8 protein-coding genes are annotated in these 14,356 nt (G+C 35.0%); 2 read left to right on the forward strand and 6 right to left on the reverse strand.

Translation table 11 applies throughout. From position 1 onward, the window contains the following. Window positions 1–21: 21 nt before the first annotated feature. The 6 genes from P700755_RS03500 to P700755_RS03525 all read right to left on the reverse strand — a co-directional run bounded on the left by P700755_RS03500 (window position 22) and on the right by P700755_RS03525 (window position 5,662). Complete coding sequence (locus tag P700755_RS03500; RefSeq protein ID WP_051007998.1) at window positions 22–870, reverse strand: pPIWI-associating nuclease domain-containing protein; 849 nt, start codon at window positions 868–870, stop codon at window positions 22–24. A gap of 459 nt (window positions 871–1,329) precedes the next feature. Further along, on the reverse strand, window positions 1,330–2,004 hold the full coding sequence (locus P700755_RS03505; protein ID WP_157609242.1) for a HEPN domain-containing protein: 675 nt from the start codon (window positions 2,002–2,004) through the stop codon (window positions 1,330–1,332). Between the two features lie 87 nt (window positions 2,005–2,091). Beyond that, complete coding sequence (locus P700755_RS03510) at window positions 2,092–2,709, reverse strand: hypothetical protein (RefSeq protein ID WP_015023375.1); 618 nt, start codon at window positions 2,707–2,709, stop codon at window positions 2,092–2,094. 458 nt (window positions 2,710–3,167) lie between these two features. Then, a complete protein-coding gene (locus P700755_RS03515) occupies window positions 3,168–3,830 on the reverse strand; it encodes a hypothetical protein (protein WP_169314459.1) in 663 nt (220 codons plus the stop codon). Window positions 3,831–3,834: 4 nt separating this feature from the next. Next, window positions 3,835–5,109: a bifunctional DNA primase/polymerase gene (locus P700755_RS18580; protein WP_015023377.1), complete on the reverse strand. Its 1,275-nt coding sequence runs from the start codon at window positions 5,107–5,109 to the stop codon at window positions 3,835–3,837. Window positions 5,110–5,251: 142 nt separating this feature from the next. Continuing rightward, window positions 5,252–5,662 carry a hypothetical protein gene (locus P700755_RS03525; protein WP_015023378.1) on the reverse strand — a complete coding sequence of 137 codons (411 nt, stop codon included), beginning with the start codon at window positions 5,660–5,662 and terminating at the stop codon, window positions 5,252–5,254. A 453-nt stretch (window positions 5,663–6,115) separates the two neighbouring features. Between P700755_RS03525 and P700755_RS03530 the strand changes: the two genes are divergently transcribed. Then, entirely contained in the window at window positions 6,116–11,605 is a 5,490-nt protein-coding gene (locus P700755_RS03530) for an alpha-2-macroglobulin family protein (protein WP_015023379.1), read from the forward strand. A 63-nt stretch (window positions 11,606–11,668) separates the two neighbouring features. Further along, on the forward strand, window positions 11,669–14,011 hold the full coding sequence (pbpC, locus tag P700755_RS03535; protein ID WP_015023380.1) for a penicillin-binding protein 1C: 2,343 nt from the start codon (window positions 11,669–11,671) through the stop codon (window positions 14,009–14,011). Window positions 14,012–14,356: the final 345 nt, after the last annotated feature.

Here is a 14,356-nt window from a genome sequence, read left to right on the forward strand (position 1 = left end):
TTTTTTGCTGTGTGTAGTGCTTTAATTTTTTATTATATCGTTTAAGTATACTAACAGCCATATTGTAATTCCAGTTTTTACTTTCAAACTTCTTACTTGGTTTTCTGTAATTCCAATATTTGGTTGATGAACATTACAAAGAACTGAATAACAATCACAAACATATTGAATTTCGTTTTTGGTAAACTCTTCTAACATTCCAAATTCAATTTTTGAAGTGAAATATTCAATTTTATCCGCTCTTTTTACTTTAACGTATTCCAATTTCTGCTTGCCTAAATGGTATCTTTTAAATTCCTTTTTGAATCTCTCATTATTTTTTAATTCCTCAATTGGTGCAAGTTTTTCGTCAATTAAGTATTCCAAAATTGTTCTAAGTGAAATTAGACAATGCCTCAGTTTGTCAGGATTGTTTTGTGATTCTAAAACATTATTTGCTCCAATCCAAAGTGTGTCGATTCCAAGTTCTTCTAAATATGGAATCAGATTATCGTTTAAAAGTTCATCTTTTTGTTTAATATCCTCATCTGTTAAATCAGAAATCAGAGATGCTTTAAATTCCTCTGCTGATTTTAAGTTTAAAACTTCAAGGTCAGAAATAAATACAAACTGTAATTCTGGATTGTTTTTAATCCGCTCTCCAATTTTCGAAAACTTTTTTAATGTTTCTAGAAGTTCAGAGTTTGCAAAATCGAACTTGGGGATATTAAGTTTAGGGATATTCAAATTTAAATATTCGAAATTGGGTATGTCGAGTTTTGAGAAGTTGTATTTAGGGATTTCAATTTCTGGAATGTTAGACATATATTTGTTTTGTCTTTCAATCATTTTTTGAATACTCTCTGGAACAAAACTCATCTGTTTAGCCATTTTTGATAATTCAGAAGTTTTTAAATTTATTTCTGTGATTTTTTTTATGCTATCTAAATATTTAATCGGCATTACATACAACATCCGTATAAACCCTATTCAACTCTTCAGTATAGGGTATAAATCTATTTAGGACGTTGTTTTATTTTTATCTAAACTAGCACTTTTGTATACTTTATCCAAGTAACTTATAATTAAAACTCTCAAAATGCTGCATCCAAGATTCTAAAGCAACGAAAGTTTGCCAACACTCTTGGCTTATCTTTTTCATTACAAAGTAAACGCAGGTTTTTGTTATTTTCACTTCCACAATTATTTTTAGATGTATTTTTCTTTTTTTCGAGGCTTAAAAATTACCTTAAAGTAATTATTTTCCTTCCCGTAAAAAGAGGAATTGCAGGTAACGTTTTTTACATGGAGCGTAGCATCCCAACGGTTGTTATGATTACATATATATTGCTATATGTTTTTCATTGTTATCTCTCCTCCTTTAGGAATAAACGAAGGAATTATTTCCATAAAAAACTGCGAAACAACACTAATCCATGCCTCAATCGTTTTTAGATCTATCGAAGTAACAACATCATTTTCTACATCATGCTTGACTTTATTTTCCTGGCTAAGAATACTTCTATTTACAGAGAAGTCAGAATTATGCACGACATTATGGCGTCTAGAAATGATATCATTAATTTGAGGAAGTAAATTTATTACTTTGGTTTTGTCCACTTTGCACTTGTCCAACCAACGTGCAATGTCATTTGAATTGTTAAAAGTTTCTCGATTTACAAATTCTTCAATTGATTCTGAAATTAAGGAAGTAATGGACTTATCTTTAAATTTAATTAGTTCACCTAAAAAGAACTTTTCGGCTCTTTTAGTATTTGTATGACCTATCAATGGTATTGAATTAATATTTTCTATCGAATGATTAGAATCTAAATAATGGAAGATTAGATTTCTCATACAATCTTCTAATGTTGAATGCAAATAGACAATAGATAATCTCAGAATATCTTCGTTTTGAGAATTTTTATATGTCTCAATTAAACTTGATACTCGTGATACGTTGGAAAAGCATCTACTCAAACTTGCAGCTAAGATTGGTGCTGAATTACATTCTATTGAAATCATTTTATTAGGTTCTTTGATTACATATAATATTTGGCTTAATTGGCATGTAGGCTTAGCCACATTCAGTTTAGGTTTTGTTATGCAATGCTATTCTCCATTTTCCATGTAAACCTTACCATCTGGCCCCATTTGATTAATAGAACGATGTTTTCTTGATCTAAAGGATTTATTGTGCAAATACGAATAACTAAATGCTGGTAAAAAGTGTCCCCTATTGTGTTTTTTCTGGATGAATATCTCGTCAATTGTTCCAAGACCAACATCAGAATAGATTTTACTCCTCAATAAAAAATAAAATTCATCTACTTCGTTCAACATATTCATTGATATCGAACTTCCTTTATTGATTACATATCTACGATAAAAATATTCTTGAAGTTTTTCTAAAGTGGTCTTATACTTTGTAATATCAAGCTCTGGATATTCTGCGTTAATTTTAGCTATTAGTTTGCCCACATCATGACCAAGTTTTTTACCTTTTTTGTCAAGAACCTTATGAAGTTCGTCCATATTTGTAGATTCAGCTGAATAGGTGTCAATTTTTTCTTGTAACAGTAAAATCTTTATCATTTGTTCACATGCCAGCCACAGTAAATTACAAGAGCCATCTACTAGCCAATTAAGCCATAGGAGTCTCCCTTCTATATAGTTGGAATCAGCCTTTTGTAGCCATGAATTCAAGCTTAAATATGATTTTGAGTCCATCTTTTAGTTTTGCACAACATCCCAATAACCCCTATTCAAATCCTCAGTATAGGATATATCTATTTAGGACGCTGTTTTATTATCAACTAAATTAACACTTTCATATTTATTATCCAAGGAAATCATAGCTAACCACTAAAAATGATGCATTCTAGGTTCTAATGCATCGGAGGAAAGCCAACACTACTCGCTTATTTTTTCCTTTTAACGCAAACGCAGGTCTTAATCATTTTCACTTCCGTATTTATTTTCAGGGACACTATTTATTTTCAAAAATAATGAGTTTCATAGGGGTGTTTCCGTATTTTGAAAGCAATTTAAATACAACCTTCTATTCTTGTAAGGTTAATGCCAACTCATCGTATTCCCCCTTATTTAAAAAGCCCGGATCAATCAATAAATCATATAGTGGTCTCCACTTAGCCTGCTTGTCGTGCCTTGACAGGCAGGCCATATACTTAGTTATTAGCTACAATACTTTCTCCTAATTGGATTAGATTCATAACTTCATCTATCAGAATTTTATTTTCCTGTTCACTCAAAAATTCTCTTTCAAACTTGGATAATTTACTCAATCTTTTTGGCGAAAAAACTCTTGCTACCTTGTTTTGAGGTTTAGTGATTTTAATTAATGTCAAGGATGGTTTCAATAAATTTTCTGTTTTGTGGAATTCATCACTATTTATATCATAAAAATTACCTGTTGTTAATTTTTCGGATTTAATGTCAACTAACTTTTGTTTAGAAGAATCAATTGACAAACGAGATTTCTCATTTCTGAATTGAACATCGTAAATAAACCCAACTGCATCTTTTTCATAGATAGGTTTATAAAGATGGTTCTCAAGCAATCCGAAAACCACAAAGGATTTAAAATTAAAAGAATGGTCGTGGATTTGTAAATCATCATCGTGATTTTCATTAGTCTTTGTCCACAAGTGTAATCTCAATTCTTCGGTAGCTGAAATATTACCAAGTTTGAAATATTTAAAACCTAATGGATGTTTTTGAAAATATATTTCATCTCTACAATTATCAAAATATATTCTTAATTCGGAATATATTTGGTGAGCATCAGAACTCTTAAAACCTAGATTGATGTTTTTTAAATCAAATTTCATAAAATCAAAATACATTTATGCTTTTTAACTTTTTAAAACATTTCAGAGTATGAAGTACATCAATCTCTGCATTATGAGAATTTTTTACTTCATAATCAAATAGTTTATTGTAGAGCTCAGACAATTTTGGAAATTTGTAACCGAATTTGTTAGGTATTTTGCAATAGTTAACGGTAGATTTCATTGTGCATATTGTCGCTTTTCTTGAAAGTGGATTAATCCCATAAAGTTTTGTGTAATAATGACCTAAAATACTTAAATCGAAATCGGTATTGTGTGAAACTACGTAATCACATATTTTTATATCCTCTGTTAATTTCTTAAGTGCGTGTTGTAGAGGAAACATAACCTTACGTGCAACTTCAAAATCTATATTTACGATTGAGGAATAATTATTTTCTTTAATAAAATCTGTCTCAATTATGATTGAGTTTTTTTTGAGGACTAATCCTTTTTTATTCGTAACAACCCAAGCAATTTGTATGATTTCAGGATAATTAGTTCCATTAGCCGTCTTTTGCGGAAGACCAGATGTTTCTATATCGACAATCAGATATAAATCGTCAAGCAAATGTTTTGTAATATCCATGTCGTCACTAAAATCGTTTACAAAATCAATTTTGGAACTAATTTTGTTCAGCACTCCACCATATCCTGTACCGACTTGTATTTCATTAAAATCTAAAAATTTATCAATAAAATCATATATAGTTTCTGTATCAATTTCTTCGGGTTTATTTTTAGGAAACTCATTATTTAAAAATGAATATTTATTTCCAGAACCGTGAACAGAAGGCGGAAGGACGGTATGTGTTCTCCATAAAAACTCGATTTTGTCAACGTATCTTTCAAATTGTGATTTAGGCGGAAATGCAGAAACTACATCATCTTCTCCGCATTCATCAATTTGGTCGCCAAGATAATAAATATGAAATCCGTTTTTACTTCCGGACTGAACAACCCATTCATAATCGGATGGTAAATTTAGTTGACGTAAAATTTGTTTTAAGAAATTTATATCGTTACAACCATCTATGTCTATTACAACCAAATCGCTCCAGTAAGTAAATGTACCTATTCCAACAGAATTAGGCCAATTAAATCTATTTAGATCATCTATTTCTTGTTTTGAATCAAATAAATTTGTCCATTCGTGACTGGGTGTTTTGAAATAACTTCTTGAATTTAAGTTATATTGATTAGGTTTATTTGTTATGCAAGAAACATTAAATCCAAATTCCTTATATTTTGTTGCTAAAGTTTTCAATTTTTCACTCATAAATTATGGTTCAATGATTTATTTGTATTCTGAGTAACGTTTTGTTCACACCTTGTTTTTACTGGTATTCAGGCTAGCTTAATGTCACTCATTCTTGCATCTAAATTATATATGTTAAATCCGTCGTTGGATTTCATAAGTATTAATCTCTTCTACGTTTTCTCTTATCAGAAAGAATAGTTAATTGAAAAATCTCATAGATTATTTCTGTAGTTCCGAATCCACTCCATTCATCAAATTCCAAATCTTCGTTTCTTTGAAAATATTTTAAATAAAGTGTTGGCATTCCTTTATAAAAATCAAGAAATAAATATGAAGTATAATCATATATTCCTAAATCGGCAAATTCATTTAATAAGGAAGTATTCCAAACAGTACATTCTCCTGTTTTAGATTCGTATCCAGACATTTCAAATCTTTTGTGTTGTTTCTCAATTTGGTCTGATTCTAAATATCTCATTGAACTTTTTACATTTTCACTGAAACTCAATCTTTGTCTAATGAAGTTCATTACTTCATTTTTAGACTTACTTTTTAATTCTTCTGTTGTCATATTTTGGTTTTATGTATGTCATTGGTCAAATTGCAAACAACATCCCCATAACCCCTATTAAAATCTTCAGTATAGAGCACATATCTATTTATAACGCTGTTTTTATGACCAACTAAACTAACACTTTCATATATAGTATCCAAGGGACTTTTAATTAAATACTAAAAAATTATGATTTAAAATTCTAATACAACGAATATTTGTCAACATTACTCACATATTCTCTTTCACTACAAAGCAAATGCAGATTTTCGTCATTTTCACTTCCGTCATTATTTTTAGAGACACTCCTTATTTTATAAAATTCAAATTTTAGGTTTCCCAGCAAATACCTGCTTAAAATTATAGAGTCCCATAAGCAGAGCTTTTATAAACCCAGATTTCCGCCCCATAATTAGCCTATTATAATTACTTTTAAACCCAAGAACTCTGAAATTTTTTAAGCTTATCTCTATGAAAAAGTCCTTCCTCCTTTTAAGTCTTCTCCTCTTATTCCAATCTTGCTCAGACGGTACTTCTGAAGATCAAGCTGCTATTGCTTCAAAATACATTCAGAATTACACTCAACAGCCTATTTCTGTGGCATCTCCTGTTGAAATTCAGTTGAAAGAAAAGTTGCCTCAATACACTACCGATCAAAAACTTCCATCAGAATTTATAAAAATTGAACCTGAAGTAAAAGGCGATTTGTATATCGAAAATGGAAATCGACTGCGTTTTATTCCGAAACAAAAGCTCCAACCTGCGACAACCTATCAATTCAACCTTGACTTGAGTGAGTTGTATGAAAACTTACCAAAAGAGGACAAGGTGTTTCAGTTTAAGTTTGAAACCATAGTCCCCGATTTTATAATCGGACTCCAATCCATACAATCTTATGATGCCGATTGGCAATATATTTCAGCAGAAATAGAGGCGTCTGATGTGCTTAGTTTAGAAAATATCAAAAAGAGTATTTCTGCACAACAAAACGATAGTGACTTAGATGTTCGGTTTTTAACGACTTCTGATGCCAACTATTTTGAATTGGTCATCGATAGTATTTACCGTGAAAAAGATGATTCCAAAGTTTTGATTTCTTGGGATGGATCACCAGTGAACTCCAAAACTGAGGGAAGTGAAACTTTTAAAATCCCTGGAAAAGATAATTTTAAAGTGATGGACGTTCGCATAGCAAAAGCAAAAAAGCCCTATTTAGAAATTAATTTTTCTGAAAGTTTAGACCCAAATCAAGAGTTTTTAGGTTTGGTTCAATTGAATGATGACACTGATCTAAAATTTGAAGTCAATGGAAATGTGTTAAACGTTTTTCCAAATAGCAAATTCAAAGGTGAGGTCACTTTGAGGGTTTTTGAAGGCATAAAAGCGGAATATGGCAGTAACCTTAAAACTGAATTTTCAGAATCTATCCGCTTTCAGCAACTTAAACCACAGGTAAGGTTGATTTCTCAAGGGGTGATTTTACCGAACAGTTCATCTAACCCCTTTTATTTTGAAACTGTAAACTTAGCCGCTGTGGACTTACGTGTTGTTCAAATTTATGAAAACAACGTACTGCAGTTTTTGCAGGATAGTGAACTCAACTCCACAAGCAACTACTACTTAAGAGATGTAGGTAGATTGGTCGCCAAAAAAACCATTCCGCTTAATCAAGATGACTTAAATAATGCTGGCGAATGGCAGGCTCATGCGATGGATTTGAGTTCCATATTTGAAGTGTCCCCTGGTGCCATTTATCAAATTGAAATCAGTTTCAGAAAAGCCTACAGCCTATACAATTGTGGTGAAGATGAGCAAATAGGTGCTGAAAAAATAAATCAAATTGCCAAAGAATTTGAGAAGGATAAGGAAGAGGAGTATTGGAATAAAGAAGCTTGGGGGTTTAGAAATACAACTTACAATTGGCAAGAACAAGATAATGCGTGTCATGAGGCCTATTACAATGATGAAAATTTTGTAAATGGCAATGTGATGGCCTCCAATTTAGGGGTGTTGATCAAAAAAACAGAAACGGGAAATTACTTTGTAGCCACTACAAACTTACTGTCTGGATCTCCAGAGGCGCAAACAAAGGTTAGCTTTTACAATCAGCAACAGCAGGTTTTAGGAAGTGTAGAAACCGACAATGACGGGATTGCTGAATTTAAGCCCTCTCAAAAAGCATTTTTTGCAATCGCCCAAAATTCAAACAATTACGCTTACTTAAAACTTGAAAATTCGAATGCTTTAAACCTGAGTAGTTTTGAAGTTGGAGGCACCAAAATCACCAAAGGCATTAATGCTTTTATGTACACCGACCGTGGGGTGTATAGACCGGGAGACGCCATTCAGTTCAATTTTGTGCTAGATGATTTTGCCAATCCACTGCCCGAAAATCATCCTGTTAAACTTGATTTTTTTGATCCTCAAGGGAGACTTACGTATTCTGAAGTGAAAAATTCTTCTGTCAATGGTTTTTATCATTTTCCGCTTTCAACAGATGAAAAAGACGCTACTGGAAGCTGGCGGATAGCTGTAAATGTAGGTGCGGTGAAGTTTACAAAATTTATTTCTGTGGCTACAGTAAAGCCCAACCGATTGAAAATTGAATTATCCACGACAGATGAACCTCAACGACTTGACAAAAGTATTCAATTGAACTTATCAACCGAATGGCTAACGGGCGCCACTGCTAAAAATCTAAAAGCGGATGTAAAAGCTAAGTTCATTTCTGCTGAATACCGATTTGAGAAACTAAAAACTTTCAAATTTAGTGATCCTGTAAGACGCTTTTACCCACAAGAATTGCAGGTGTTTGTAGGAGAAGTAAACCAAAATGGACAAGCAGATATCCGCTCAAATATTAATTTCAATAACAATCCACCTGGAATGATCAAGGCTAACTTTTTGACCAAGGTCTTTGAAGGTGGTGGTGATTTTTCAATAGATGTCGATGAACAATGGTACGCCCCTTACTCGCATTTTGTTGGATTAAGAGCCTTAACGTCTCATCAAAATCATCGCTTCGAAACCGACCAAGCGACAAATTTTGAAGTGGTAAGTGTAACTTATAAAGGTGAAATAGCACCTAGGCGGAAAGTAAAGGTTTACATCCATCAAATTGAATGGCGTTGGTGGTGGAATCGTGGAGATGACCAACTTTCCAGATACGAAGATGCTGAAGTACACAAGCCTTATAAGGACTTTGAATTGACTACCGATGCAAATGGAAAAGCTAAATTCAGCTTAAACATTCCTGAAGATGACCGAGGTCGATATTTAATTCGGGTAGTGGATGAAGAAAGCCAGCATGCCAGTGGTGAAGTGGTTTACTTTTTTAAAGATTGGTGGACTATTCAGCGGACCTCTAAAGAGCATAATCTGGTGTTCACCACCGATAAAGACACCTATAGCGTAGGTGAAAAGGCAAAAATCAACTTTCCCTCCATGGCAGAAGCAAAAGCATTGCTAAGCGTCGAAAATGGAGCAGAAATTATTCATCATGAATGGATTGATGCCCAAAAAGGCATGACCGATGTGGAGCTCACTATCACAGAAGCCATGGCTCCAAATGCTTACATCAGCATTTCGTTATTGCAAAAACATCAAAACACAACAAACGATTTACCCATTCGTCTATTTGGAGTTATCCCAATTGAAGTGGAAAACCCAAAACGCAAACTTCAACCTCAACTCAAACTTCCTGAAAGTATTCGACCAGAATCTACTTATAGCATAGACGTTTCAGAAGAGAATGGAAAAGCAATGACCTATACCATCGCCATAGTTGATGAAGGTTTGTTGGATTTGACCAGCTTTACAACACCAGATATTTATGAACATTTTAATGCGAAGCAAACTTTAGGCGTGCGCACCTTCGATGTTTTTGACGATGTGATTGGCGCTTATGGCGGAAGTCTTAAAAACGTGTACAGGATTGGTGGTGGAGATGAAGCAGCAGGGAAGAAAAACAGAAAAGCAGAGCGTTTTAAGCCAGTGGTGACAAATCTAGGCCCTTTCTATTTAGCAGCGGGGAAATCTAAAACACATCAACTGCGCACGCCCAATTACATCGGTTCTGTAAAAGTGATGTTAGTCGCTGGAAATCCAGAGGAACAGAGTTATGGAAGTGTGGATAAAGTGATGAAGATAAAACAGCCCTTGATGCTGCTAACTTCAGTACCGAGGAAATTATCACCTGGAGAAGAAGTAAGAGTTCCTGTCACTATTTTTGTGATGGACGATAAGCTTAAGTCTATCCAAGTAAGTGTAAAAAACCACGACCAACTTCAATTAATTGGTGAGGCGACACAAGAACTCCAAGTTTCTGAAACTGGTGAATATCTAGTGTATTTCGATTTTAAAGTTAGCGATGATTTACGTCCGCAAAAAATTAAGATCCAAGCCAAATCAGGAAATGAACTAGCTTATAACGACGTTGAAGTCGATGTTATTAATCCAAATCCTGTGAGTTCCACTGTTCGCAAACTCGAACTTAAAGAAAATGAACAGAAAGAATTGGAATTAAGCACTTTTGGTACGCCGGGCACAAATTCTACACGTATCAGTTTTAGTGCATTTCCTCCAATGAATTTAGAAAAGAGATTGCATTACTTAACCTCTTATCCGCATGGGTGTGTAGAGCAAGTCACTTCCAAAGCGTTTCCTCAGTTATTTTTATCAGACATTGTCGATTTAGATGTACCACAGGAAAATCAACTGAAGGAACAGGTTCAAAAAACCATTCAGAAGATAAATAGATACCAAGCAATTTCTGGAGGAATCGCCTATTGGCCAGGCGGAGACCCCGACAAATGGACTACCAATTACGTGGGGCATTTCATGTTGGAAGCCAAAGAGAAATCTTATCAATTGCCTTTTGGTTTCCTTTCCAAATGGAAGAGCTACCAAAAAGAAGAGGCTAGAAAATGGACAGAAACACCTAGAGAAAGTGATTTTGTACAAGCCTATCGCTTATACACTTTAGTCTTAGCTGGTGAAGCAGAAGTTGCTGCGATGAATCGCTTGAAAAACAAAAGTGATTTAAGCAGCCAGGCCAAAGCAAGATTGGCGTTAGCTTATGCCAGATTAGGACAAGAGTCTACTGCTAAAAAACTAGTACAAGAATTTAGTAATTCGCAAATAAGCGAAACTGAATACCGATATACGTATGGCTCTAAACTTCGGGACTTAGCTATGATACTGGAAACGTATGTGTCTATAAAAGATAAAAAAATGAACAGCTTAGCTGAAGAAGTGTCCCAGATCCTTTCTTCAGACCAATGGTTGCATACCCATGAAACGGCTTATGCGTTACTCGCCATGTCCAAATACATCAAGTATAAAGGGGGTAAAGAGCTAGATTTTAACTATCAAGTGAATGGAAAGACCACTCCTGTAAACTCTTCAAAAGGAATTTATCAAACCAACTTGGAAGTAGATTCAGCATCAAAAATCCAGCTTTCAGTTCAAAATAATAAAGAAGGGAGTTTGTTTGTCAATATTTTACAATCTGGGCAGTTACCTATCGGTGAGGAACAAGCTTCTTCTAGAAATCTTAGGGTCACCACACAATATTCAGATGTGAATAAAGAGCCTATTGATATTAAAAACCTAAAGCAAGGAACAGAAGTCACGCTAAGACTGAAAGTAGTTAACGAATCGAATTCCTATTTGAATGAGGTAGCACTAAGTCAATTTATCCCAAGTGGTTGGGAAATTATCGATACTCAATTTACCGATTTTAAGAGTGGTAGTTTTGAAAATGCCAATCATGTAGATGTCCGTGATGATCGGGTATATATATACTTTGATTTGAAAGCTAGAAAATCGACTTACTTTGAAATTAAAGTCAATGCGTCTTATCTCGGAGAATACTATTTACCAGGAACTCAAGTTGAAGCCATGTATAGCGGAAATCACTTTGCACGAACTCAAGGACAATGGATTCAAGTTGTGGACTAATGCAAGTCGCAAAAATACGGTAATGAGCTGCTTGGCTGTTCGAAAAAGTAGAAAAGATAACTCATGAAACAACTTTCAAAACGGAAATGGCTTATTGGCGTATTGCTCTTTGTCGTTTTAGTGTGGTGGTTTAGTTTACCCAAAGTTTTGTTTAGCGATCCCATCTCTTGTGTTGTCAACGATCAGGATGGCAATTTACTAGGAGCTCGAATTGCAGACGATGGGCAATGGCGATTTCCGAGTGCAGAAGAGGTTCCCGGAAAATTTGAGCAAGCCATTGTTCATTTTGAAGATGAATATTTCTACTGGCATACTGGCTTCAATCCTATTTCCATGGCTAAAGCATTTTATTCCAACTTAACGAGTTCAACCAAAAGAGGTGGAAGTACGTTGACACAACAAGTGATTCGCCTTTCCAGAAAAAATAAGCAACGAAGCTATACCGAGAAAATTATCGAATTGGTACAAGCCACTCGATTAGAATTAAAGTTGAGCAAAAAAGAAATCCTACTACACTACTCTGCTTACGCCCCTTTCGGCGGAAATGTGGTAGGACTAGAAGCAGCGAGCTGGCGGTATTTTGGGATTTCACCACAGCAATTAACGTGGGGACAAGCCTCTGCTTTGGCCGTTTTACCTAACTCACCAAGTATCATTTATCCAGGGAAAAACGATAAGCAATTCCTAAATAAACGCAACGCTCTTTTAAAAAAACTAGTTTCAAAAGAAGTTATCGATGAAGAAACCTATCAGCTTTCACTTTTAGAAAGCTTGCCTAGTACGCCTCTACCCTTGCCAAATCAAGCTTTTCATTTTGTTGATTTTGTATGTCAACAAGACCAAGAGGACGTGATGGCAAGCAGTATTCAATATCAACTTCAGCAAAAAGCCAATCAAATTACCGACAAACATCAGCGAGCACTTCAAAAGAATAACATTTATAATCTATCCTTAATTGTGGTAGAAAATAAAACCAGAAAAGTCTTGGCTTATGTAGGAAATACAAGTACTCCAAAAAGTCCTTTTCGCTATGTGGATATGATGCAAGCCAAACGAAGTACGGGAAGCACCTTAAAGCCCTTTTTATATGCGGCGGCATTAGAGGAAAGTCAGATTTTACCAACCTCCCTATTACAAGATGTTCCTGTGAGTTTTAATGGATACCGCCCTAAAAATTTCAATGAAAAATTCCATGGATTGGTTCCTGCACATCAAGCACTAAGCCGCTCCTTGAATGTTCCTTTTGTAAATGTATTGCAGGACTATGGTCTACCTCTTTTTTATGAAAATTTACGAGATGCCGGATTACAACAAATTAATAAAGGAGTCGATCACTACGGATTAACCTTGATTTTAGGAGGGGCAGAGGTCAGTTTATGGGAATTGACGCAAGCCTTTGTCAATTTCAAAGACGTGTATTCCACCTATGTAACGTCTTCCAGTCAATACTCCACTGGTGAAATTCAAAATCTGACTATTAACGCCTCTGGTTCAAGCACAAAACAGGAGTTAGATTATAAACCTTCCAATTGGCATGCCTCATCAGTCTATTTTACCTTAAAGGCGATGATGGAACTGGAGCGCCCAGAAGATTTCAATTTTGGAGCTATTTTAGGAAATGACCAGCAAATCGCCTGGAAAACGGGAACAAGTTATGGCTTTAAAGATGCCTGGTCCATCGGGATGAATAAAGAGTATACCGTTGGCGTTTGGGTAGGCAATGCCGATACCGAAGGAAGACCAAATCTTACGGGCATAAAAGCCGCCGCACCAATTATGTTTGACGTCTTTAAAGAACTTCCCAAAAGCCAAGATTGGCTACTTCCTCCTTATGACGATGTAAAACAAGTAAACCTATGCCCTTTTAGCGGAATGCCGAAAAGTAAGGCATGTGATGAAAGTGAACTCTTATGGATTCCCTCCCACTCAAAAGCCTTGCAGCAGTGCACCTATCACACAGAAATAAGTGTAGACGAAACGGAACGTTATGAAGTCAAAAATAATTGCTATCCCCTTTCAAAAATGAAAAAGAAATCCTTTGTTGAACTCTCCCCAATTGAAAAGCATTTCACACAGACTATGGGTTTTAAAACACCTCCTCCACTCCACCCCAATTGTGGTGAAGTTACCGATGAACAGGAGTTGATGGAATTTATATTTCCAAGAAAAAATGAACGGATTCTACTCCCCAAAAGTTTTGAGGGAACCAATGAGGAAGTTGTCCTCCAGTTGGCACATTCCAAAAACACAGAAGTCCATTGGTATATCGATGAACGTTACCTCACCACGACCACAGAGCTACATGAAACCAGTATTCATCTCCCACCAGGTCGCTACCAAATAAGTGTTGTTGACGAAAAGGGTCACTTTCTAAAGCAAGACGTTTTGGTTGAGAAGACACTGTAAATAGCTGTAATATATTATAGATACTATTTGGGCGTTCCAACCTGCTGTCCGTTTCTAGTCCGCAAGCCAAAAGCTGGAGAGTCTAGGGCTGTAAAGGAGCTTCTTAGGGCGCTCTCCACAGCCAAGATTCTCTCACTTTTGACTTTTACGGGCTAACCACTTCCATCACGAACGCAAAAAACTATCTCCTCCAGAATTCGAAGGAAAACGTAAAACCATAAATTTAATAGTTCTCATATCCTTAAACAGATAAAGTCATTTACAGAAGCTTGAGTTATGAGAATAAAAAAATGAAACTAGGCAAACCTAGTTTCATTTTTTTCAAGAACCCCCTATAATTTCAAT

Origin of the sequence: Psychroflexus torquis ATCC 700755, from assembly GCF_000153485.2 — a bacterium.
Classification (GTDB): domain Bacteria; phylum Bacteroidota; class Bacteroidia; order Flavobacteriales; family Flavobacteriaceae; genus Psychroflexus; species Psychroflexus torquis.